This window comes from Nostoc sp. DSM 114159 (genome assembly GCF_053470285.1).
On sequence record NZ_JBPFEH010000001.1, the window covers coordinates 1,385,525 to 1,407,823 of the forward strand.

20 protein-coding genes, 2 pseudogenes and 1 riboswitch are annotated in these 22,299 nt (G+C 42.8%); of the genes and pseudogenes, 16 read left to right on the top strand and 6 right to left on the bottom strand.

The features are described 5' to 3' along the window. Positions 1-26: 26 nt before the first annotated feature. From ACR5KR_RS05475 to ACR5KR_RS05535, 13 genes and pseudogenes are all read left to right on the top strand, one after another. Positions 27-782, top strand: coding sequence for a dienelactone hydrolase family protein (locus ACR5KR_RS05475; protein WP_322671453.1), 756 nt, complete (start codon positions 27-29; stop codon positions 780-782). Between the two features lie 118 nt (positions 783-900). Continuing rightward, complete coding sequence (locus ACR5KR_RS05480; RefSeq protein WP_448265761.1) at positions 901-1,947, top strand: sulfonate ABC transporter substrate-binding protein; 1,047 nt, start codon at positions 901-903, stop codon at positions 1,945-1,947. A gap of 17 nt (positions 1,948-1,964) precedes the next feature. After that, the gene (ssuD, locus tag ACR5KR_RS05485; protein ID WP_445627429.1) at positions 1,965-3,101 is read left to right on the top strand and encodes an FMNH2-dependent alkanesulfonate monooxygenase; all 1,137 of its coding nucleotides are present in this window, start codon (positions 1,965-1,967) and stop codon (positions 3,099-3,101) included. A 189-nt stretch (positions 3,102-3,290) separates the two neighbouring features. After that, the gene (locus ACR5KR_RS05490) at positions 3,291-4,658 is read left to right on the top strand and encodes an LLM class flavin-dependent oxidoreductase (protein WP_445627428.1); all 1,368 of its coding nucleotides are present in this window, start codon (positions 3,291-3,293) and stop codon (positions 4,656-4,658) included. Positions 4,659-4,999: 341 nt separating this feature from the next. Then, positions 5,000-5,083: riboswitch (adenosylcobalamin-variant (AdoCbl-variant) riboswitch) on the top strand. Continuing rightward, the gene (gene cobG / locus ACR5KR_RS05495) at positions 5,070-6,854 is read left to right on the top strand and encodes a precorrin-3B synthase (protein WP_448270098.1); all 1,785 of its coding nucleotides are present in this window, start codon (positions 5,070-5,072) and stop codon (positions 6,852-6,854) included. It overlaps the preceding riboswitch by 14 nt. A 48-nt stretch (positions 6,855-6,902) precedes the next feature. Then, the gene (locus ACR5KR_RS05500) at positions 6,903-7,529 is read left to right on the top strand and encodes a precorrin-8X methylmutase (protein ID WP_448265762.1); all 627 of its coding nucleotides are present in this window, start codon (positions 6,903-6,905) and stop codon (positions 7,527-7,529) included. 2 nt (positions 7,530-7,531) lie between these two features. After that, positions 7,532-8,236, top strand: a complete 705-nt coding sequence (locus ACR5KR_RS05505) for a precorrin-2 C(20)-methyltransferase (protein WP_448265763.1) — start codon at positions 7,532-7,534, stop codon at positions 8,234-8,236. An 81-nt stretch (positions 8,237-8,317) separates the two neighbouring features. Then, a complete protein-coding gene (locus tag ACR5KR_RS05510; RefSeq protein ID WP_448265764.1) occupies positions 8,318-8,644 on the top strand; it encodes an ArsR/SmtB family transcription factor in 327 nt (108 codons plus the stop codon). 183 nt (positions 8,645-8,827) lie between these two features. Next, positions 8,828-9,892 carry an ACR3 family arsenite efflux transporter gene (gene arsB / locus ACR5KR_RS05515; RefSeq protein WP_448265765.1) on the top strand — a complete coding sequence of 355 codons (1,065 nt, stop codon included), beginning with the start codon at positions 8,828-8,830 and terminating at the stop codon, positions 9,890-9,892. A 31-nt stretch (positions 9,893-9,923) separates the two neighbouring features. Then, complete coding sequence (gene arsC, locus ACR5KR_RS05520; RefSeq protein ID WP_448265766.1) at positions 9,924-10,337, top strand: arsenate reductase, glutathione/glutaredoxin type; 414 nt, start codon at positions 9,924-9,926, stop codon at positions 10,335-10,337. Between the two features lie 10 nt (positions 10,338-10,347). Continuing rightward, positions 10,348-10,428: pseudogene (locus tag ACR5KR_RS05525) on the top strand (glucosamine-6-phosphate deaminase); the annotation flags it as partial. A gap of 207 nt (positions 10,429-10,635) precedes the next feature. Further along, a complete protein-coding gene (locus ACR5KR_RS05530; protein ID WP_448265767.1) occupies positions 10,636-11,625 on the top strand; it encodes a GTPase in 990 nt (329 codons plus the stop codon). Between the two features lie 21 nt (positions 11,626-11,646). Continuing rightward, a pseudogene (locus ACR5KR_RS05535) lies at positions 11,647-11,876 on the top strand (arsenical resistance protein ArsH); the annotation flags it as partial. A gap of 71 nt (positions 11,877-11,947) precedes the next feature. Here ACR5KR_RS05535 and ACR5KR_RS05540 read toward each other — a convergent pair. From ACR5KR_RS05540 to ACR5KR_RS05565, 6 genes are all read right to left on the bottom strand, one after another. After that, on the bottom strand, positions 11,948-12,634 hold the full coding sequence (locus ACR5KR_RS05540; RefSeq protein ID WP_448265768.1) for a PHP domain-containing protein: 687 nt from the start codon (positions 12,632-12,634) through the stop codon (positions 11,948-11,950). 481 nt (positions 12,635-13,115) lie between these two features. Then, positions 13,116-14,252 carry an AIR synthase related protein gene (locus tag ACR5KR_RS05545; protein ID WP_445627419.1) on the bottom strand — a complete coding sequence of 379 codons (1,137 nt, stop codon included), beginning with the start codon at positions 14,250-14,252 and terminating at the stop codon, positions 13,116-13,118. 69 nt (positions 14,253-14,321) lie between these two features. Next, positions 14,322-14,528, bottom strand: coding sequence for a hypothetical protein (locus ACR5KR_RS05550; RefSeq protein ID WP_322680752.1), 207 nt, complete (start codon positions 14,526-14,528; stop codon positions 14,322-14,324). Positions 14,529-14,636: 108 nt separating this feature from the next. Further along, positions 14,637-15,239, bottom strand: coding sequence for a superoxide dismutase [Fe] (sodB, locus tag ACR5KR_RS05555; protein WP_448265769.1), 603 nt, complete (start codon positions 15,237-15,239; stop codon positions 14,637-14,639). A gap of 512 nt (positions 15,240-15,751) precedes the next feature. Beyond that, the gene (locus tag ACR5KR_RS05560) at positions 15,752-17,359 is read right to left on the bottom strand and encodes a bifunctional pantoate--beta-alanine ligase/(d)CMP kinase (protein WP_448265770.1); all 1,608 of its coding nucleotides are present in this window, start codon (positions 17,357-17,359) and stop codon (positions 15,752-15,754) included. Positions 17,360-17,551: 192 nt separating this feature from the next. Further along, positions 17,552-18,655 carry a septal ring lytic transglycosylase RlpA family protein gene (locus ACR5KR_RS05565; protein ID WP_445627417.1) on the bottom strand — a complete coding sequence of 368 codons (1,104 nt, stop codon included), beginning with the start codon at positions 18,653-18,655 and terminating at the stop codon, positions 17,552-17,554. 899 nt (positions 18,656-19,554) lie between these two features. On the opposite strand from ACR5KR_RS05565, the gene glsA reads away from it, so the two are divergent. The 3 genes from glsA to ACR5KR_RS05580 all read left to right on the top strand — a co-directional run bounded on the left by glsA (position 19,555) and on the right by ACR5KR_RS05580 (position 22,293). After that, on the top strand, positions 19,555-20,538 hold the full coding sequence (gene glsA, locus ACR5KR_RS05570) for a glutaminase A (protein WP_445627416.1): 984 nt from the start codon (positions 19,555-19,557) through the stop codon (positions 20,536-20,538). Continuing rightward, positions 20,531-20,932: a hypothetical protein gene (locus tag ACR5KR_RS05575; protein ID WP_445627415.1), complete on the top strand. Its 402-nt coding sequence runs from the start codon at positions 20,531-20,533 to the stop codon at positions 20,930-20,932. Before glsA ends, ACR5KR_RS05575 begins: the two co-directional genes overlap by 8 nt. A gap of 290 nt (positions 20,933-21,222) precedes the next feature. Beyond that, positions 21,223-22,293, top strand: a complete 1,071-nt coding sequence (locus ACR5KR_RS05580) for an FAD-dependent monooxygenase (protein ID WP_445627414.1) — start codon at positions 21,223-21,225, stop codon at positions 22,291-22,293. Positions 22,294-22,299 lie beyond the last annotated feature (6 nt).

The window sequence follows — 22,299 nt, forward strand, 5'->3', positions numbered from 1 at the left end:
GAAAGCAATTACAGGCTAATCCTAAGATGACAAACACAGAAATTCGCACTGCTCAAGTTAAAGTTCCTAACGGAGATTTGCAAATTGATGCTTACTTGGCTGAACCAGCACAAAAAGGAACCTTCCCAGCCGTTATCGTGATTCAGGAAATTTTTGGGGTTAATATTCACATTCGAGAAGTTGCTGAGAAATTTGCCAAAGAGGGGTATGTGGCGATCGCACCGACTTTATTTCAACGCACCGCTCCCGGTTTTGAGGGGGGATACACTCCTGAAGATGTCCAACAAGGGAGAGGGTATAAAGAGCAGACAACAGCCGAGGAAATATTGAGTGATATTAAAGCTGCGATCGCCTATCTAAGAACTTTACCAAATGTGCAAGGAGATGCGATCGGCTCTATTGGTTTTTGCTTTGGTGGTCACGTCGTTTATCTAGCTGCCACTTTACCAGATATTAAAGTTACAGCTTCTTTCTATGGTGGCGGGATTCCCAACTCAACTCCCGGCGGTGGAGAACCAACCATCACGCGCACTCCAGAGATTAAAGGCCCCATTTACGCCTTCTTTGGTCTTGATGACCAGGGAATCCCCTTAGAACATACAGAACAGATTGAGGCTGAATTGAAGAAAAATCAGATTACTCATGCTATCTTCCGTTATCCCGGTGCAGGACATGGCTTTTTCTGCAACCATCGCGCCAGCTACAATGCCGAAGCTGCCGCCGATGCTTGGAAAAATGTTCAAGAACTGTTCCAAAAGAACCTTCAGCTTCAAAAAGTCTAAATTTTGAGATTAGAAGCAATACAACACTAGAGGCGTACATCTGTGCGCCTCTACGACTGAACATAGGCAATTAGCCAAATAAGTCCAAAAGCAAATTAAAAAACAAAGTATCACGTCCATGATTCCCGTTTTCAAACAGCCACAAGTTAAGATTTTACAACGTTTTTCATTATTCCTTTTACCTGGATTATTAACAATCTCAACAACCTTAATCAGTTGCTCAGTCCAAATCCCAAATTCAGCAAATCAAACCACTAGTTTGAAAACCAAAGTTGTCCGAATGGGATATCAAAGTTCTGGGGATATTTTCAGACTTAAAGGATCGATCGAAAAACGTCTAAAGCCTTTAGGTATTTCTGTGGAATGGGCGCAATTTGCCGCCGGGCCACAACTGATGGAAGCAATGAATGTAGGCAGGGTTGATATTGGCTCTGTAGGCGAGACTCCCCCGATATTTGCCCAAGCGGCTGGCACATCTTTAGTTTATATTGCTAGTAATAAACCCAGTACTGGTAAAGGAAGCGGAATTATCGTTCAAAAGAATTCACCGATTCGGAGTTTAGCCGATCTCAAAGGTAAAAAAGTAGTTTTTCAAAAGGGTTCTGCTTCCCATTACTTATTAATAAAAGCTTTGGAAGAGGCTGGTTTGAAATATAGTGATATTCAAGCTATTAGCCTCCCTCCTTCAGAAGCCCGTGATGCTTTTATTCAAGGCAAAATTGATGCCTGGGTAACTTGGGACCCTTATTTAGCCGTGGCCCAAAAAAAAGCAAATGCTCGTGTTTTGAGAGATGCTAGTGGCATTTCTACTCAGGGCGGATATTACATGGCAGCGCGAAAATTTGCCACAGAAAACCCGAAATTAGTGCGATTAGTTCTTGAGGAGATAGATAACACAGGTCAATGGGCTGAAAAAAACCGATCGCAAGTTGTAAAACTGACTATTCCTCACCTCAAAATTGATGAAGATATTTTAACAACAATGGTTGAAAGGCGAACTTACGGTATAAGACCAATTACGCCTGAAATTATGGAAAAACAACAGAAAATTGCAGATTTATTTGCCAAAGAAAAAGTGATTCCTAAACCCATCAATATTAAGGAAGCGATGCTGACTAGCGAACAATATGCAGCGATAACACCGGAAACCATTAGCCAGAAATAGCGCCAGGAGATAAGAAAATGGAAGTTTTTTGGTATTTGCCGACCCAGGGAGATGAACGTTATTTAGGTACTACAATTGGCAGACGAGCAGCCACTTACCCCTATATGCAGCAAATCGCCCAAGCTGTTGATAAATTGGGCTATGGCGGGATGTTGATTGGTACCGGACAAAAACAAGATACTTGGATTGTCGCTACTTCATTAATTTCAGTTACAGAACGCTTACGGTTTCTTGTAGCCTTTCGTCCGGCAATTATGTCGCCTTCTTTAGCAGTTAGAATGGCTGCGACTTTTGACCAGATTTCTAATGGTCGAATTATTCTGAATGTTGTCACTGGTGGCGACACCAAAGAACTTGCAAAAGATGGGATTTTCTTAGATCGTGACCAGCGTTATGAACTGACAGATGAGTTTTTGACAATTTGGCGATCGCTCATGCAAGGTGAAGAAGTAACCTATAGTGGTCGCCATCTCAAAGTTCAAGGCGCAAAACTCCAATTTCCTCCCGTACAAAAGCCTTATCCCACCTTGTATTTTGGCGGTTCTTCAGATGCGGCGCTCCAAGTTGCAGCCAAACACATTGATGTGTATTTAACTTGGGGTGAACCACCAGAGCAAGTTGCCGAAAAGATTGCAAAAGTACGCCGATTAGCAGCAGAACAAGGTAGAACGGTACGTTTTGGGATTCGGATGCACGTCATAGTCCGCGAAACTACGCAAAAAGCTTGGGATGCAGCTAATGAACTGATTCAGTATGTCGATGATGAAACCATAGCAGCTGCACATCAGCGGTTTTCTGAATCGGAATCAGAAGGACAACGCCGGATGGCTCAACTGCATAAAGGCGAACGCCAAAACCTAGAAATTAGCCCCAACTTATGGGCAGGTGTTGGCTTAGTACGTGGCGGCGCTGGGACTGCCTTAGTCGGAGATCCAGACACAGTTGCAGCGCGGATGCTGGAATATGCCGATTTAGGAATTGATACCTTCGTTTTCTCAGGTTATCCCCATCTCGAAGAAGCCTATCGAGTCGCAGAATTACTGTTTCCTCGCTTACCAGTGCAAACACCAGGCATCGCATTACCGCAGCAGGTTGCAAGTACATTCAGTGAATTTGTTACCAAAACAGATTTACTCAAACCCCAGCCAGTGTAAGCAATTCAAAATCCAAAAACTAACGTGATTTAACTCATAACACCTTAGTACAACATTGCATAAATTCGGCAAAACTCTGCATTCCTCTGCGCTACGCCAGTTGCTACAACGCGGGGAACCCGCGCAACGCACTGGCTTAACTTTGCGTGCCTATGCGTTTAAAAACACTACGATTTTACAGACAAAAGTATGAGTACGAAAAAACCTCAACTTAGACTAGGCGCATTCTTGCCCAGTACTGGTCATCACGTAGCGTCATGGCGACACCCCGAAGCGCAAGCTAATGCTGGTTTGAACTTTCAGCATTATAAAAGGCTGGCACAGACGGCAGAACGCGGCAAATTTGACATGATTTTCTTTGCAGACGGTGTGGCTGTGCGCGATCGCAATCAAAGCGCCGACCTTTTGAGCCGAAATGGCAAACTCGTCCACTTTGAGCCTCTCACCCTGTTGTCGGCTTTGTCTGTGGTGACGGAAAACATCGGTTTGACGGCGACAGTATCGACTACATACAACGAGCCTTATCACCTCGCCCGCAAATTTGCATCATTAGATTATCTTAGCGGTGGCCGTGCAGGTTGGAATCTTGTAACTTCTGCTACCGAAGCTGAAGCGTTGAACTTCAATCGGGAAAAGCACATGGAACATACCCTACGTTATCAGCGTGCGAAAGAGTTTGTGGATGTAGTCACCAAGCTCTGGGATAGTTGGGAGGATGACGCCTTCTTACATGATAAAGAATCGGGTATTTACTTCGATCCCAATAAACTGCACGTTCCCAACCACAAAGGCGAGCATTTTTCAGTGCGTGGGCCGCTAAATGTGGCGCGTCCTATCCAGGGTTATCCGGTGATTATTCAAGCTGGGTCTTCCGAGGATGGTAAGAATCTGGCTGCACAAACGGCGGAGGTAATTTTCACTGCCCAGCAGACCTTGGCAGAAGCTCAGGCTTTTTATCAAGATGTGAAGGGGAGACTGGCTGAATACGGGCGCTCACCTGAGCATCTTAAGATTATGCCAGGTGTATTCCCAGTTATCGGCAAAACTGAGCAAGAAGCTAAAGACAAATTCGATCGAATTCAGGAGTTGATCGATCCGGTGGTCGGCTTAAATTTGCTTGGCTCAATGATCGGTGGATTTGACCTATCCGGCTATCCATTGGACGGGCCGTTGCCAGAGCTACCAGAGACTAACGGGGGTAAAAGCCGTCAGCAACTTCTGATTGACCTAGCTAAGAGAGAAAATTTCACGATTCGACAACTGTATTTGTCGATAGCTGGAGCGCGTGGGCATCGTCAGATTCTAGGCACACCAGAACAAATTGCCGATCAGCTAGAAGATTGGTTTGTCAATGGCGGGGCAGATGGCTTTAATATTATGCCGCCCTGGTTGCCGGGAGGATTGGATGAGTTTGTAGACTTGGTAATTCCTGAATTGCAACGTCGGGGTCTGTTCCGTACAGAGTATGAAGCACGAACCCTGCGCGAAAATCTTGGTTTACCTCGTCCAGTAAATCAGTTTAGCAAAGTTGCTACTCGTGAAGCGGCGATCGCCTAACTTTTTCTAAAGCAAGTTTTTCAGCAAAAAGGCTCAAGCATTCCCAATACAGTTAGGATAAGCATTTTGAACTCAGAATTAGCTTTGGGGAAAAGGGAAATGGGTTTGCGGTTAAAGGTTTTTTATTCCCCTTTCCCCTTTCCCCTTTAACCGAACCGTATTGCAAGCATTCCTGCCTGAGCCATGACTAAATTCAATTTATAGATTAGCTTCAAGAACTATATCTTGCGATCGGTAGTGGATAAGCTCAGTTAAAATTTATCGCCATAGTAATGTAAAATGATTATCTGGATGATGTCTGGTTGATATCTATAACCTCAACAAAGTCTAAATTACTAAAGCTGAGAGTTGGGAAACTCCGGTGAAATTCCGGGACTGTGCCGCAGCTGTGATGGGATGACCCAAGTCAGAATGCCAACTCTCAGGATGTCCTCAAGACACACTCACCGTCTACTCCCTGCGTTGCACGGGGAAGGAGTTCTAAAATTGGTTTCTGGATTTGCCACTTGTCCCGGCTTGTTTTATGCTACTCCTGCCGCAGATGGGATATTATCTCGCGTTAGAATACCAGGTGGAATTATTACTAGTCAGCAGTGCCGTGCAATCGCAGATATAGCAGAACAGCACGGTGGCGGCTATATAGATGTGACTAATCGAGCTAACCTGCAAGTTCGTGAAATCCGCACCGGGATAAATGCTGAGGTTCTGAAATACCTCCAAAATATGGGATTGGGTTCTGACAATACTGTTGTAGACCAAATCCGCAATATTATGACCAGTCCAACTGCTGGTATCGACCCGCTAGAATTAATCGATACTCGCCCTTTTGTTCAAGGTTGGGATGATTATATTGCAGCACATCCGGCGCTTTCGGGACTGTCGGCCAAATTCAGCGTTTGCTTTGATGGTGGTGGGATAATTCAGGTGGGCGATCGCTTGAATGATATCGCCTTTGCAGCTGTCTTACTTAACGATAATGTTTATTTTCGGCTCTCTCTCAGTGTTGGTGAGAAGGGTCAACCCCCCAGCGATACGGGAATTTTGTTACCACCAGAAGACTGTTTGCCCGTCTTAGCAGCTTTGGCGGATGTCTATCTAGCTTATAGCGATCATACTACGAGTAAGCGGCGGCTACGTCTAAGAGAGTTATTGAATACTTTGGGTTGTGAAAATTATCTCCAAGAAGTTGAGCAGCGTTTACCTTTTTCTCTTTTGTACAGTGACAGAAAAGACCTACTCCCTCAGCAAGGCAAGTTACAGTGTACACACAAGTCTGAAACAGTTCACTCATCTGAGTTTAAGCGTAAGTTTTACCCCTCCCTAACCCTCCCCCCTTCGACAAGCTCAGGGCATCGCTTGGAAAGGGGAGGGAACTGTATTTCTAGTTTCCCCCCTTTCCAAGGGGGGATTAAGGGGGGTAATTCGACTTGTGTGTACACCGTAGACCAAGGCAAAGGGGAGAAATATCAGCATATTGGCATTCATCCCCAACGTCAGCAAGGCTTATTTTACATTGGTGTCGTCTTGCCCCTTGGTCGATTGGAAAGTAGACAGATGCGGGGTTTAGCAGATTTAGCGGCAAAATACGGTAGTGGAACTCTCAGGCTAACCCCTTGGCAAAATTTGCTCCTTACAGATATTCCTCAGCAATGGGTTGCTGATGTCCAAAGTGAAATTGGTTTATTAGAATTAGATTGCTCTGCAACCAATATCAAGGGTGGATTAGTTGCCTGTTCGGGAAAAAAAGGTTGCGCCGCTTCTGCCACTGACACTAAAAGTCATGCATTGGCATTGGCAGAGTATCTTAAAACTCGCGTTACTCTCGATTACCCAGTTAATATCCACTTCACTGGCTGCGAAAAATCTTGTGCCCAGCACAGCAAAAGTGATATTACTCTCCTCGGCGTCACCATTGAGGCTGAAAATAGAACTGTGGAAGGCTATCACGTTTATGTTGGTGACAGCAATCAGAAATTCGGACGCGAACTATATCAATATGTAACTTTTGCCGAACTACCTGCATTAATAGAGCGGATGCTATATGTATATAAAATTCAACGCTTAAATTCTAATGAGTCCTTTGGAGAATTTGCTAATCGATTTGCACTGGAACAATTACAGCAATTATTTAATATAATCCCTCAATCAATTGCGAACAAAAAGATTCCCAACTTTTTAGAGAAGTCGGCAATCTAAGCCTTTTGATTTTTATATATTAATCCCAAATTTAAAATCCCAAATTGAATGCCCGACTATATCCGAGATGCCAACGAAATTTACCGTAATTCTTTTGCAATCATCCGGTCAGAAGCGAACTTAGATGTGTTGCCACCCGATGTAGCAAAAGTTGCTGTACGTCTAATTCATGCCTGTGGGATGACGGATATTGTCACTGACTTGGGATATTCACCAACAGCAGTACAATCCGCAAGAGCAGCACTGGCAAATGGAGCGCCAATACTGTGCGATTGCCGCATGGTTGCCGATGGCGTTACCAGACGGCGGTTGTCTGCAAACAATCAAGTTATCTGTACCCTCAACGAGCCAGAAGTACCAGAACTTGCCCAGCGTATGGGTACTACAAGGTCGGCGGCAGCTCTTGAATTATGGCGATCGCACCTGGAAAGCTCAGTAATTGCAATTGGGAATGCGCCCACAGCCCTGTTCCGATTGTTAGAAATCCTTGATGAAGGAGCGCCCAAACCTGCAATTATCTTAGGCTTTCCAGTGGGGTTTGTCGGTGCAGCAGAATCAAAAGCCGCACTGGCAGCAGATAGCAGAAATGTACCATTTTTAACCTTACACGGTCGGCGCGGTGGAAGTGCGATCGCGGCAGCAGCAGTTAACGCCCTGGCAACGGAGGAAGAATGAATATGCAACCCAAAGGTCGTCTTTATGGAATTGGTATCGGTCCAGGCGATCCCGAACTATTGACCATCAAAGCACTGCGGCTATTACGTGCGGCTCCTGTGGTAGCTTATCAATCAGCCACAGATAAAGAAAGTATTGCTAGAGCGATCGTGGCGCAGTATCTTCCTGGCAATCAAATCGAAGTACTATTTCACCTCCCCCGCGCTTTGGAACCAGAAAAGGCCCAGTCTATTTATGACCAGGAAATTCAACCAATCGCTGACCATTTAGCAGCAGGTCGAGATGTTGTAGTATTATGCGAGGGCGATCCATTTTTCTATGGTTCGTTCATGTACGTGTTCACGCGGTTATGCGACCAGTACGAAACAGAAGTTGTCCCCGGAGTTTCCTCGCTGATGACTTGTCCGGTAGCCTTGGGTGTACCTTTCACCTACTACAATGATATTCTCACAGTCTTACCCGCCCCTTTGCCAGCAGAAGAACTGACTACACATCTGCTGATGACCGACGCCGCCGCAATTATGAAACTAGGTCGTCACTTTACCAAAGTACGAGATATCTTGCATAAATTAGGCCTAGCATCACGGGCAAGATATATTGAGCGGGCATCAACATCACAGCAACGCATCATCCCCCTAGATGAAGTCGATCCAGCCGAAGTACCCTATTTCTCAATGATTGTGATTCCCACCAAGAATCGACTATAGACTGACCTTTTCTTTTTAGTTAAGGTATTATTTAACCGATGATTGGGAATTTACCATAAAGAAATACTTCAAGAAAAGTTGATGGCTTCTAATAGCACCTTCACTCCTGACACGATCGCTGCTGGCTTTCATGCCCTGTCTGACCCTCTACGGATTCAGGTATTAGAACTGCTGCGCTCTCAAGAACTATGCGTGTGTGACCTATGCGACCACCTGGGAACCACTCAATCTAAACTGTCTTTTCACCTCAAAACCCTGAAAGAAGCGGGTTTAGTTCGCGCTCGTCAAGAAGGGCGCTGGATTTACTACAGCCTCAATCTACCGCAGTTTGCTGCCTTAGAGCAGTATTTAGCAGAATTCCGCCGTTTTAGCCCCATATTATCTATTCGTCCCCCCTGCGAGATTTAAAAATACATCAATTTTTTTTGTAATATTTTGTTGGCTTTTCGCTTTTTAGGCATTGACAAATCAATTTTTTTTGAAATGATAAAGATATATTCTTGATATAAACTCAACGAATTTTAGATTTTAGACTGAATAATCTGAAATTCCTGCTGAAAGCTCCTGCATTCATGTATGGGGTTAATTGTAATGAACAAAAAAACTTCAAAACGCCTCTCCTTTATTGACCGTTTCCTGACCGTGTGGATTTTTTTAGCAATGGCGATCGGCGTTGGTCTAGGCTATTTCTTTCCTGGAGTAGAAGCCTTTATCAATCAGTTCCAGGTGGAAGCAACCAATATACCGATCGCCATCGGGTTAATTATGATGATGTATCCGCCCTTAGCCAAGGTGCGGTATGAAGAATTAGGGGATGTATTTCGCAACGGAAAAATTCTTGGTGTTTCACTAATTCAAAATTGGATCGTTGGGCCAATTTTGATGTTTGCTCTAGCGGCTATCTTCTTACATAGCTATCCAGAATACATGACGGGATTGATTCTGATTGGATTAGCCCGATGTATTGCAATGGTAGTTGTGTGGAGTGACTTGGCACGAGGTAACACAGAGTATACGGCTGGCTTAGTTGCTTTTAATAGTATCTTTCAAGTCATCTTTTATAGTCCTTACGCCTGGTTTTTGATTACTGTACTGCCGCCACTGTTCGGCTTACAAAGCAGTGTTGTTAATGTCAGCATTGCTGAGATTGCCAAAAGTGTGTTTATCTATCTTGGTATTCCGTTTTTAGCTGGATTTTTCACTCGTTACTTCTTATTAAAAGTGAAAAGTAAGCAGTGGTATCATGAGGAATTTGTGGCTAAAATCAGCCCCATAACACTGATTGCTTTATTATTTACAATCGTGGTTATGTTCAGCTTGAAAGGGAATTTGATTGTTCAGATCCCCTTCGATGTGGTGAAGATTGCAATTCCGTTGATCGTCTACTTCATCATCATGTTTCTGGTCAGCTTTTACATGGCTTGGCGCGTTAAAACAGACTATTCTAGAGCCGCAAGTGTCGCGTTTACATCGGCAGGAAATAATTTTGAATTAGCGATCGCCACTGCGATCGCAGTATTTGGCATTAATTCGGGTGTTGCTTTTGCCGCCGTTGTCGGGCCTCTGGTGGAAGTGCCTGTATTGATTGGTCTGGTTAATGTAGCTTTCTGGTTTGAAAAACGTTATTTTTTGCCATCTGAATCGAGAACTTTTTAAATTTAGCCAAATTATTCAAAGGAGTTGAACCATGAAACATGTGATGTTTGTCTGCAAAAAAAATTCTGCCCGTTCCCAAATGGCGGAAGGTTTTGCTAAAACTCTTGGTAAGGGAAAAATTGCAGCGATTAGCTCTGGGTTAGAAGCAAGTCAGGTCAGACCAGAAGCGATCGCAACTATGAAAGAAATCGGTATCGACATTACCGATCAACACTCCAAACCCCTCAATGATTTCCAAGCACAAGACTTTGATGTAGTGATTTCTTTGTGTGGCTGTGGCGTGAATTTGCCGCCTGAGTGGGTTGTGCAAGAAGTATTTGAAGACTGGCAGTTAGACGATCCAGCAGAACAACCAGAAATTTTTCCGAGAGTCCGCGATGAAATCAAAGAACGAGTCACTCAATTGATTAAGTTTGTGAATAAAGAAATTATACCTGTTCAATAAAGATTGTAATAACTTATCCTATCTCGGTGTTGGCGAAAATGGAGATTTGGCTTTTAACGATCCAGGAGTAGCAAATTTTCAAGATTCTTATTTCCCACTCAAAAGTGACGCCTACGCCGGGCTACGCCTACGCACTTGCGGGTTAATCTGGCGCTGAATACTTTACGGTAAGCGGTTTTGTCCCGATGTCGTCAAAATCTCAAATAATGACATCTATAATCTAAATATATGCTTTGTGATCATGAAATAGATTTTTTGGGAATAATACAGCTAGTCTTTCTCTAAGATGATGTTCTTCATGATGAATATGCCAGAAAATGTATTAGACCAATTCGATCACCTTTACAAACTACAGCCTGGAGTAGCAACAAAAATAAAAAATTTTATTTCAAAAACGTTTAATTATCAGCCCAAAATAGGCATACTCGGTAAGACAGGTGTAGGAAAATCAAGCCTTTGCAACGCTCTTTTTGGAAAAGACGTTGCACCTATCGGTCACATTGAATCTATTACACGAAAATCTCAGGAATATCCAGTAGGTGAGGGTTCAGGAAATATCAAATTAGTTGATTTACCTGGTGTAGGTGAAAGTCAAGAGCGAGATATCGAATATAAAGATTTATATTCTAAACAGTTGCCAGAATTAGACGTAGTTTTGTGGGTTCTCAAAGCAGATGACAGAGCTTTTAGTACTGATGAAGAGTTTTATCACAATGTTGTCAAGCCTCACTTGGTACAAGGTAAGCCTTTTATCATTGTGCTGAACCAGGTTGATAAGGTTGAACCGATGGATGAATGGGATTTAAACAACTCTATTCCTGGGTGTGAACAGCAAAAAAATATTGATGCCAAGATAAAGGATGTTGCTAAAAAGTTTGGTCTTGATACCAAAAACGTTATCCCAGTCTCCTGTCGTAAAAAATATAACGTGGTAACACTTGTGGAAACAATTGTCTATGCAATCCCTAAAGAGAAAAAGTTAACGTTTGTGGATTCTGTACTAAATGAAAATCGTTCAGAGAAAGCTAAGGAGGAAGCGAAAAATGGTTTTTTTAAAGAATTCGGTGAATTTACGAATACTGTACTAAATGAAAATCGTTCAGAGAAAGCTAAGGAGGAAGCCAAAATAGGTATTGGTGAGAAATTGGGAGGAGATGGAGGAAAATATATAGCAGAAGACTGGGGTCAAAAGATTGGAGAAACCATTGGTTATTTTGTAAATAACACTGTTATTAAACTTCTTAACGAGGTTGCTAAACATTTTTTTCCTTGGTGGCCATTCTCATAAACTGAGAATGCTTTAAAACCATCCTCAGTGGCCAAAGCATATCAGGAGTTTAACAAAGACGACACTATCAAGGATTACCCTACCGCGATCGCGTTGTCGATGTTATGGAAGAACTTTACAAATTTACCTTGCTGTTGCGTGACAAAGTTGATTATCTCACAGACCGCTATAGCGAACGTAAGGAAAAAGCTGCCAAAGAGACAATCATGATAGCCTCTCAATCTCTTGAAGTTAACTCTAAAACAAATTGACTATTGAGTATCCAAAAAAAGATAACCTCCTGGCAGATTGAACCAGGAGATTTAAAAAAATTGATTCATCTTTACAAGCGTTGTAGCAGACTCAAACCGTGGCTATCAGTACCACAGGTATTGAAAAGAAAGTATTCATCAGCCAACTTTTGCACTTGTTCTGATTCCAATACGCTGGGTTTCCAAGGGTTAGGGTTATTGTAGGCGTAGAAAGTTTCCACACCATCGATGCCCTTTTGTGCCGCAGCTGGAATTAAGTCAAAATGCGATCGCTTGTAACGAGCTGGATGAGCCAGAACTGCCAATCCCCCAGCTTCATGAATAGCTGCAATCACGTTACTTGCCTGATATTCTTGCCCTGTAGTCGGCTTTCTTTGCAGATAGGGTTTCATACTAGGGTGTTCTGTTGCAAAAGCGTAAGCCAAAATGTGAACTTCTATATTCAAAAGGTTGGCATTGATTTCCACGCCACTCCACAGGTGAGGAGTGGTTGCATGAGGATTATTCCATTTCCAATCTTCTAACCAAGCAAGGGCCGCTTGATAGCCGACAATACCATGATGATCGGTGATCGCTAACCCTTTTAACCCAATAGCGATCGCCTGCTCCATCAATGCACTAGGCTGCAATCTACCATCCGAGTAGACAGTGTGCATGTGAAAGTTGAATAACTTTGGACAACTATGTGCATCAATGTTGCGGAATACTTGCTTTAAAAGTTCTGCCGAAGTTGTAGTACGGGCCAAATTTACAGCCATAACCCCCTCTGAAGAAAAATATCTATCCTTAACACACCAAAATGCCACATCTCTGGATGAGAAAGAACCAACACTAAAAATTAGTATCGATTGCTACTTTCTCAGCTTTCTCAGCAAATTTTTCAATATGTTAAGACTACGTTAGCAAATCTTAATCTCAGTAGTCATGGGTAATTTGCACTACTTTTACCTTTGGTAGTAGTAAATATTACATCTAAACTTTCATCAATTCGCCCATAACATCTGTGTTAAATGGCGTAAAAATAAAGGTTTAGTAGAGTAATTATCTTTAATAAGCCGGAAATACAAATTGATTTCGTGTGTAAAAAATATTATTTTTATCAGTAATTACAGCTTTTTTCTAACTAATAATGATTTTAGCGTAGGCGTAGCCCGCCGCAGGCATTGCATAAGTGAGTTTAAAATAGCTTCGAGAAAACTAGCGATGTCTACGACGGGCTATGCCTACGATTGGGTTGTATCATACCCCTCGCGCAATTCCAAAAGAATCTCCCTTCAAGGTGACTCCAAGAGGTTCTATCACTACCTCGCGGGAAAGAGACGCTTCAACTCTTCCAGCGATCGCAGCCGAAAGTTGATGTTCTCTTGCAAGTAGGACAATTCTCTCTGCATCCTGTTTAGACTCTGTATAGAATGCGAATCCTGCACCGTAATTGAACACCGAAAGCATCGTCTCGGCCCCGCCCTGAAGATGACTCTCAACAAATGTAAATATCTCTGGTACTGGGAGCATGGTTTCGATAACGTACCGAAGCGGCTTCACCGACCGCATCAGCTTTTGCCAGCCATGACCAGTAATATTCTCCATCGCCGTCGGACGAATTCCTTCGCCAAGCACCGCCTGTACAAGGGGCGTGTAAAGATACGAAGCAGCATTCATCGCTTCCCAGAACTCTTGCCCACTCGGAAGTTTTGTTCTATAGCCATCAGGAAGCGACTCGGCAAGTTTTCGCAGTGGTGTAAAGCCGTTCTCATGGGGGCCCGAACTTTCAACCAGAACAATAGTATTTCCGGCATCCAGACGCGAGCTATCAATAGGAACGACACCAGCGGGCATAACCCCAAAAACCGAGCCAGCGATATCGAGCCGCCCTGGAATCATCTTGGTTTTTAGTTGAGGAGTTTCTCCTGAGAGATACACACACCCGACTCGTTTGCACCCCTCTACTACTCCATCAAGAAACCCATCAAGGAAAGCGGGGGTAAAAATTGTTTCAGGAGTACTCGAAGGCAGATAAAGACCGAGAAGTATAGTCTGCATACCTGAAGTTGCGGCATCATTCGTCAGACACGAAACGATCTTAATCCCAATATTCCACCAGAATCGTCGAAGTTCTTCTTCGGAAAGATCGTCAGGGCGGGTATCGTCTGCGGTGCCTAGTCCTTCCGGCACAAGTGTCATCGAAAGTTCTCTAGCCCCCGCCTCTAGAAACGGAGCGAGATTGAAGCTGAAAGCATTAGCACTTGCTCCTAGACCTGACGCGGGGACGATGCCATAAGAGCTTGCAAAGCCAAGTGTGCGTTTTGCAGCATCGATGAAGCGTCGTTTTGCAGCATCGAGAGTATCGTAATCGACTTGATCGAGAGCTTGAGCCATCAGGTTGTGTTTTAAGTTAAGAGTTAGGAGTTAAAAGTTAGGAAAACTCATAACTCATAACTCCTCACTTTAAAATACCTCATCTTCAATACCGCGCCACCATTCACCTAATTTCATCAAGTCTTGGTAAATATCTTCTAATTCTTTGGTATAAACATCGTTTGTCAGAGTGGCTCGACGCTCTTGCAATTTTTTGAGACGCAGTTGTATCAATACCCAAGGTTTAGAGATGCTATTCGTTGCTTCGATGTATTGCGCTAGTTCTTTGCTATCCATATATTTTGATTTATCTAACAGAATTCAGGAGTCAGGAGTCAGAATTCAGAATAAATTCTTTCCTCCTGCCTCCCGCCTCCTGCCCTCTGCCTTTCTTTAGGCAAGTAATTAAGCTTTAGCCAAGTTTTCAGCAGCAAAGTCCCAGTTGACCAAGTTATCTAGGAAATTCTTGATGAACGCTGGACGGGCGTTTTTATAGTCAATGTAGTAGGCGTGTTCCCAAACATCCAAGGTTAAGAGTGCCTTCTTACCATGAGCTAGGGGATTTTCTGCATTTGGTGTTTTGATCACCTTTAGCGTACCACCATCATCGATCAGCCAAGACCATCCGCTGCCGAATTGAGTTGCAGCCGCGTTAGAGAACTCTTCCTTGAATTTGTCAAAGCTACCAAAATCTTTATCGATTTTGGCTGCGAGTTCACCTGTGGGTGTACCACCACCTTGTGGTTTCAAAGAATTCCAGAAGAAGGTGTGGTTCCAAACTTGGGCAGCGTTGTTGAAGATTCCCACCTTAGAGGGGTCTTGGAAAGAAATTTGGATTACTTCTTCTAGGGACTTATCAGCAAGTTCTGTACCTTCAGTGAGCTTGTTGAGGTTGTCTACATAAGCTTTGTGATGCTTGCCGTAGTGATACTCAAAAGTTTCAGCTTTCATGCCAAAAGGCTCTAGAGCATCTTTTTCAAAGGGTAGTGGGGGCTGTACAAATGCCATTGTGTCAAATCCTCTCTTTACCGGTTTCTAGTTTGTAAGCTATTGCAGAAGTTTGGGAAATTAATAGCTTTTATTTTTAGGGGTTTTATGCCTTTGATTAGTGAAACATAAAACTTAACATCGTCATTCTACTACCAAAGTGAAGACAGAAACAAAGTACTTGGTTGATAAGTCAAATCGCTAGCAATTCCTGATTATAAATAAAAATGACTAATATTTTATAACTAAAGGCTAATAACTAAATAGCATTTAGCAATTAAAACTTTAATACTTCTATCTTTAGTAAGATTAATTACGATTTTAAAAATCAGTCGAAAGCGAGATGATTTAGTAATTAAAGAAGTTTAAATTAATTTAATAAATATTTACACTTACTATAGTGTTAATTTTCAAATTAAAATAACCGATAGTTAACTTATCTATATTTATTTTTAAATACAGTTTTAAGGATGGTAAGTGAATAATCACTCACCACCTTTTGAAACTAAAAAGCTAACAGCAAATAGCAGCAATTAATACTGAGATAAACGCTGTTGGTAATAGTTAACGATTTGTGCTGTGACTTCAGACACGTCCAAACCATCAGTTTGAAGTTCGATCGCATCTGCTGCTTTCTGCAAAGGAGAAACCTTGCGTGTACTATCTTTCCAGTCACGTTCGGCGATGTCGTGTTCCAACTGCTCTAAACTCACTTCCGGTTGACCTTGGGTGTTAAAGTCTTGTTGGCGGCGACGGGCGCGTTCACTTACAGAAGCGGTTAAGAAGATTTTAACTTCGGCATCGGGAAATACGTGAGTACCGATATCCCGACCTTCAGCAACTAAACCACCTTTTTTACCCCAGTTTTGCTGTTGTTTAACCAGTGCTTGACGGACAGCGCTTTGTGCCGCGATCGCCGATACAAGAGAAGTTACCTCAATCGTGCGAATTGCCTGGGTAACATCAGCACCATCAATCCAAACCTGCACGGACGAATGTAAATCCTGGGTGGGAATCAGTTCAATTTTACACTGATTAGCTAATTCGGCGATCGCACACTCATCGTCAATAGCAATACCCTTTTGCAGTACTAACCAAGTGACAGCACGGTACATCGCTCCTGTATCTAAATACACTAAATTCAGGTTTGCTGCCACTTGCCGCGCCACTGTGGATTTTCCAGCCCCGGCTGGCCCATCAATGGCGATAATGGGTTGACGATCGCGCAATATAATATTGTCAATCAAACGTGTAGCACCAAAACGAGCTGCGATCGCCAACATTCCTTCCTCCTCAACTTTTTCTAAAGACATCAACGTAGTCGGTTCAACCAATTCAATATATTCCACACAGGCCGTGCTGACCATTGCCACTTCTTGCTGTACCACTGCTATCAACTTGTTACTATTGCGATCGCCTGCAATGAATGCGGCTTGGGCTTGTCGCAAGCCCCGATATAATACCGCTGCTTGCTCTTTTGCCGTTGCCGTCAAATATTGATTGCGAGAACTGAAGGCCAGACCCGACGCTTCCCGTACTGTTGGACAAGCAACAATTTCTACTGGCAAATTTAAGTCAGCCACTAAGCGTTTAATAATTGCTAGTTGCTGACCATCCTTTTCACCAAAGTAGGCACGGTCAGGCTGTACCAAATTGAAAAGTTTGGTAACAATCGTAGCGACACCCTGAAAGTGACCTTGCCGAGAACGACCACACAAACCTGCGACCATAGCAGATGGGGGGATAACTTGTGTAACCTTTGATTCTTGTATACTCTTCTGGGGAACAGCCATTGCTTCCGGAGTCGGTGCAAAAATCGCATCTACCCCAGCTTGTTCGCAAAGTTGTTGGTCTTGCTCTAAAGTGCGGGGATAGCGTTGATAATCCTCATTAGGAGCAAATTGCAGGGGATTAACGAAAATACTCACAATCACCGTAGAATTTTCGTGCCGCGCCCGTTGGATCAAGCTTAAATGACCTTGATGCAAATTTCCCATCGTTGGCACCAGACCGACTGCCGTCTGATACCAGCCAGTCATCTCATCTAGTCTCAGATCCTCAGTAACTGCAATTAGCTTGTTTTCTGAGCAGCGTTTAGTTAAATAGCAGCGTAAAGCTGCGACTGTTGTCAGCAGGCGCACAAAAATACCCCTAGTTCTTATCGATCCCTCCCCCGTTAGTTTATATCCGAAATAGAGGGAATTGATTGAACTAGGGGAATTAAGTGATACGGAACTGGGATTGGGGAAGGCGGGGGTCCCCTCTGGGGATAAGGGGTAATGGGGATTGGGCATTAGAAAAACCCCTATTGCCTATTCCCTATTGCCTAATAATTATTTCCCCAATACCTCAATATGCACTGGCGCTACGCCACTGCCCATCATTCCCAAAATTCGAGCCGCGCCGGCAGACACGTCAATGACTCGACCCCGAATGTATGGGCCTCGGTCGTTAATCCGCAACACTACGGAACGACCGTTGCGAGTGTTAGTTACACGAACTTGCGTACCAAAGGGTAAACTACGATGAGCGGCAGTCATTGCTTCGGGATTAAATCTCTGACCGCTAGCAGTGCGATTACCAGAACCGTCATAGCCGTAATAAGAAGCCATGCCTCTCAGGGTGGCTCGCACTACTCCGACGGCAACCTGTTGAGGCAGTTTTGATATTGATATTTGTTGACGAACTGGTAAATTTGCAATCTCTTTTAGGGGAGATGCATTGCCTAGTAGTCTCCGCAAGCGATTGGTTGCTTGCAATGCATCTTGCGCTAGATCGTTGGTAGTACCTGCTAATCGCGTACCTTCGCTGATTTCGACCAACTCTTCGTCATTAATTTTAATTACATAGCGATCGCCATTTTGCTGGGCAGGGACGCTTTTGTTTTGCGCTTGATTGGCAGTAGATTTTTCCCCTGCTTTCCAACTGACGGTAATTTTACTCCCGTCCACGTTTTCTCGATTCAACTGGTTGATCTTAGCTGCTACTACACCAGCTATCTGAACCGGGTCATCGTCAGTGGAGCTAATCTGGTTACTCGCATCTGTTGCGTTCCCAGTATTCAATGCATTTGATGAATTGCTAGCAATAAGGGCGTACCCTTGTACGCCCCCAGTATTGCCAATTGCACCAACTTTTTTAGTCTCAAGATTTGTATTTGATACAGAACTCAAAAAGGTGAGAACAGGTATATTTTTGATAAAAAGGGTTGCCGCCTTACGTCCTTTAATGTTGTGAGGATGAATTTCTGTAATCACAGCATCCAAGGTTTGTTTCCCTGCTGTTGATTGGTACTCTCCCACCTTAACCACATCAGGGGCAGGTGATTTTTGGGATGCTAGCGCATTTCCTTTGGTGGTTTGAGTGCAACCGACTGAGGGTACTCCCAAAACAGCCATAAACAGGGCAACAATAGTCCACAAATGTCTTTGATTCATGCGTCCGTTTTTGAAAGCGACTGTAGAACTTAAAGTTTTATAACTTGCGGGATTTATCGCTAATGAAAGTGATTTCCCTTTTGAAAAACTCGAACTCGTTCCGTTTTCACTTTGTTCTTTATAACTGCAACAGACTAACACGAACCTTTTAGCTTGGGGATCAGGGTTTTAGCGTAACTATGGGCCACTTTCTCAAATTCCCATTCCAATTTGAAGGTCGAAACCTTTCTCAAAAGCGGACTTCGGCTATGTAACGCTTTTTTGTGTAAGTCAAAAATTTCTTAAAAAAACTTTACGCTTATTTCACACTAAAGTAGCGATACCCTATTCACATCACTTCTAAAGGCTCGCAACTATTCGTGTATTCTAGATCACATTGTTTTTGGCTATTTCCTATAAGAAGGTAATATAACTTTAATTAAATGGCATCGGCATAAATACCTAAAATCATTTATTTAATGAAATATTTAGATTTCACTATGAATAAGTCACGATCTCAGTTACATCTTAAAAAATTATGCAAATTAGTTTGAGTCTGATATCTTTTTTCAAAGTTTTTTCTACTTACATCAATCATTACTTTTATTCTCCATGACTAAACTGATACTAGTGATAAATATAACCTTACATGACCGTATTGCTGAGTATAAAAAAAAGGACAATACCCAAAGAAATATTTTTCAGGATTAATGACTTAAAAATTAAGAAAACTTTGCGATCGCTTAAACAACAGATGTTGCATGTAGCATAAATCACATCTTATCTTGTTTATCTTCAGTAATTGCTCAAGTATGATTTTTTAGAGCAAGCTGTTTTTGACAAAATCTTTGTAACTGTAGGGATGTACAGCTGCACCTCTTCTATATATAGTAGGTATTTTGGGAAATGCCATCAGCCTAATGACAAACCAAGCACATCCAGGAGATATAGAAATAGAACCATCGCCATTAAAAGCTGTTCTCAACGAGTTACATTCCCAGTACAAGTGTGTGCAAGAGGGTGCAGTAGCGAAATACATTCCCGAACTGGCAAAGGCAAACCCGGATTTGTTCAGCATTTGCATTGTGACAGTAGACGGTCAGGTTTATAAAGTTGGGGACTACGAGCAACTTTTTACCATTCAGTCAATTTCTAAGGTGTTTGCTTATGGACTTGCCTTAGAAGATCATGGACTGGATTATGTTTTAACTAGAGTTGGCGTTGAACCGACGGGAGATGCATTCAACGCGATTGTTTTGGATGAGCAATCAAAGCGACCTTATAATCCAATGGTAAATGCAGGTGCGATCGCCACCACTAGCTTAATCAAAGGTTCCGGCCCCACCGAACGCCTCAACCGGATGCTGGATATGTTTCGCCGATATATTGGCCGCGACGTATTCGTTGACATTTCAGTTTTTACCTCAGAACGAAGTACAGGACATCGCAACCGTGCAATGGCGCATTTGATGCTCAACTTTGGCATGATTGACCGGAATATTGAAGAGGCGCTGGATCTTTATTTCCAGCAGTGTGCTGTGATGGTGAATTGTCAAGACTTAGCAGTGATGGCGGCTACTCTGGCTAACAGAGGTATTAACCCGATTACCAAAGAACAGGCGGTAGATAAGCGTTATATTAAAGATATTCTGAGTGTGATGTATACCTGCGGGATGTACAACTTTGCAGGTGAGTGGGCTTATAAAATTGGGATTCCGGCGAAAAGCGGTATTTCTGGTGGTATTATTGCCGTTGTACCCAATAAGATGGGCATTGGAGTTTTTTCGCCACTGCTGGATGTGCGTGGTAATAGTGTGCGGGGGGTAAAGGTGTGTGAAGAACTTTCCCAACGGTTAGGTTTACATCTATTTGATTGTTCAGATCGAGAGGCGAAATTTGCTTGAAACAAGCAAAGGGGTAGAGGAATTTTATTTTAGAGTATTTTATAGTTCTTTTAAGACGAAAGTTGGGATTAATATTATGCATGAAATTTCAAAGCAGACTATAAAGGCAGCACAAAAACATGCTCAAAAAGCAATTGAGCATAGCAAAGAGATACAAGAGTTGGGTAAGAGTTTAGAAACAGATGACCAAATCGATCCCGAACAAAAAGAACGTATCGAAGCCTATGGAAAAACCATGCACGAACACGCGCAGAAATTTCAAGATTTGGCGCACAGACTAATAGAAGAACCTTCAACAGATGTATATTCAGAAGCAGTAGAGGAGCATACGAAGGTAAATCAAGCCCATATCGAAGCAATTAAAGAATTTCAAAAGATACAACCGCCAGCTTAAATGAGATATCAATTAAATATGAAATTTATTTGCTTTTAACTGGATGTATTATTGAGCTTGTTATAAGGAGCCTTTTAATTTCAGTTAAATACAGCTGATTATTAGCGTAAGCGTAGCCCGCACTTCGACACCTTTCGGCTTCGCGGTAGTTGAGCGCAGTCGAAACTCAAGGCAAGAAGCTCAGTGACCACCGCAGGCATCGCCCTTCATAAACAACTTTTTGGCTTACTATTTAAGATAATATCTCAATCAAGTATCATCTAAACAAGATTAAATCAAGAGAGTCACAGATGGTTTCTTCCAACAGCAAGATAGGTATTATCGGCGCAGGGACATCAGGAGCTTATCTTGCCAGTTTGCTTATTCAAGAAGGGTTTCAAGTTGACTTGTTTGAAAAAGCGCCCGTAGTTCGTACCGATGGATGTGGTATTCTTATTGTCCAATCAGGTATGCAAGCACTTCATCAAGGAAATCCTCAAATCAGCCAAAAAATTATTAACTCAGGCGATCCTGTAAAATACTTTGAGTTTCGCAACCTTAAAGGTGGATTCATCAATTCAGAAACCGTCACCTATGCTGAAGATGAATTACCAGGAATGCTCGTACACCGGAAAGCGATTTTAGAAGCAATTATTGATACTTTACCCCTTAATAATATTCATTTTAACGCTCAATTAGCTTCGATAACGCAGACTAAGAATAGTGCGATCGCACACTTTAAAGATGGAAGTCACTGGGAAGGGGATTTGATCGTGGGTGCTGATGGCATTCTTTCTAAGGTTCGGCAGTTTGTGGTTCCGAATGTAAAACTATGCTATTTAGGCGATCTAGTTTGGCGAGGGATTGTGACAGATAATAGCTTCTGTCCAGAAGGAAACTTTTTTGTTTATGTACGCGGTCGGGGAATTTATGCAAATTTCTTTCATATTGGGGGAAATCTGACTCATTGGGGTTTCTTTATAGAAAAAGAGCAAACGGGTTCTGAAATAGGCGCACTACAACCGACTGATATATCTATTCCTCCCGAAGAATTAGCCAAACTCCCAGAGGATGCACGAAATGTAATTGAGTCAACTCCTGTGGAAAATATTATCTGTCGTTATTCCTATGACATCGATCCCCTGCCTCAATTGTATGATGGTCGCGTTATTTTAATTGGTGACGCGGCTCACGCCAAAAGTCCGACTCGCGCTAGAGGCATGACTTCAGGTTGGGAAGATGGTTTGGCTTTAACGCAACATATCAAGTCTAGTGGTAGTATTGCCGAAGCTTTGGAAAATTATCAGACGGAAAGATTACCCATTGTCCATGAATATCAACGCACCAGTCGGGAAATGAGCCAGAAAATTGGTCGTCGTTAGCCAAGG

Coding starts and splice junctions, on each gene's coding strand:
- ACR5KR_RS05475 (WP_322671453.1), top strand. CDS start 27: ATGACAAACACAGAAATTCGCACTGCTCAAGTTAAAGTTCCTAACGGA.
- ACR5KR_RS05480 (WP_448265761.1), top strand. CDS start 901: ATGATTCCCGTTTTCAAACAGCCACAAGTTAAGATTTTACAACGTTTT.
- ssuD (WP_445627429.1), top strand. CDS start 1,965: ATGGAAGTTTTTTGGTATTTGCCGACCCAGGGAGATGAACGTTATTTA.
- ACR5KR_RS05490 (WP_445627428.1), top strand. CDS start 3,291: ATGAGTACGAAAAAACCTCAACTTAGACTAGGCGCATTCTTGCCCAGT.
- cobG (WP_448270098.1), top strand. CDS start 5,070: ATGCCAACTCTCAGGATGTCCTCAAGACACACTCACCGTCTACTCCCT.
- ACR5KR_RS05500 (WP_448265762.1), top strand. CDS start 6,903: ATGCCCGACTATATCCGAGATGCCAACGAAATTTACCGTAATTCTTTT.
- ACR5KR_RS05505 (WP_448265763.1), top strand. CDS start 7,532: ATGCAACCCAAAGGTCGTCTTTATGGAATTGGTATCGGTCCAGGCGAT.
- ACR5KR_RS05510 (WP_448265764.1), top strand. CDS start 8,318: ATGGCTTCTAATAGCACCTTCACTCCTGACACGATCGCTGCTGGCTTT.
- arsB (WP_448265765.1), top strand. CDS start 8,828: ATGAACAAAAAAACTTCAAAACGCCTCTCCTTTATTGACCGTTTCCTG.
- arsC (WP_448265766.1), top strand. CDS start 9,924: ATGAAACATGTGATGTTTGTCTGCAAAAAAAATTCTGCCCGTTCCCAA.
- ACR5KR_RS05530 (WP_448265767.1), top strand. CDS start 10,636: ATGATGAATATGCCAGAAAATGTATTAGACCAATTCGATCACCTTTAC.
- ACR5KR_RS05540 (WP_448265768.1), bottom strand. CDS start 12,634: ATGGCTGTAAATTTGGCCCGTACTACAACTTCGGCAGAACTTTTAAAG.
- ACR5KR_RS05545 (WP_445627419.1), bottom strand. CDS start 14,252: ATGGCTCAAGCTCTCGATCAAGTCGATTACGATACTCTCGATGCTGCA.
- ACR5KR_RS05550 (WP_322680752.1), bottom strand. CDS start 14,528: ATGGATAGCAAAGAACTAGCGCAATACATCGAAGCAACGAATAGCATC.
- sodB (WP_448265769.1), bottom strand. CDS start 15,239: ATGGCATTTGTACAGCCCCCACTACCCTTTGAAAAAGATGCTCTAGAG.
- ACR5KR_RS05565 (WP_445627417.1), bottom strand. CDS start 18,655: ATGAATCAAAGACATTTGTGGACTATTGTTGCCCTGTTTATGGCTGTT.
- glsA (WP_445627416.1), top strand. CDS start 19,555: ATGACAAACCAAGCACATCCAGGAGATATAGAAATAGAACCATCGCCA.
- ACR5KR_RS05580 (WP_445627414.1), top strand. CDS start 21,223: ATGGTTTCTTCCAACAGCAAGATAGGTATTATCGGCGCAGGGACATCA.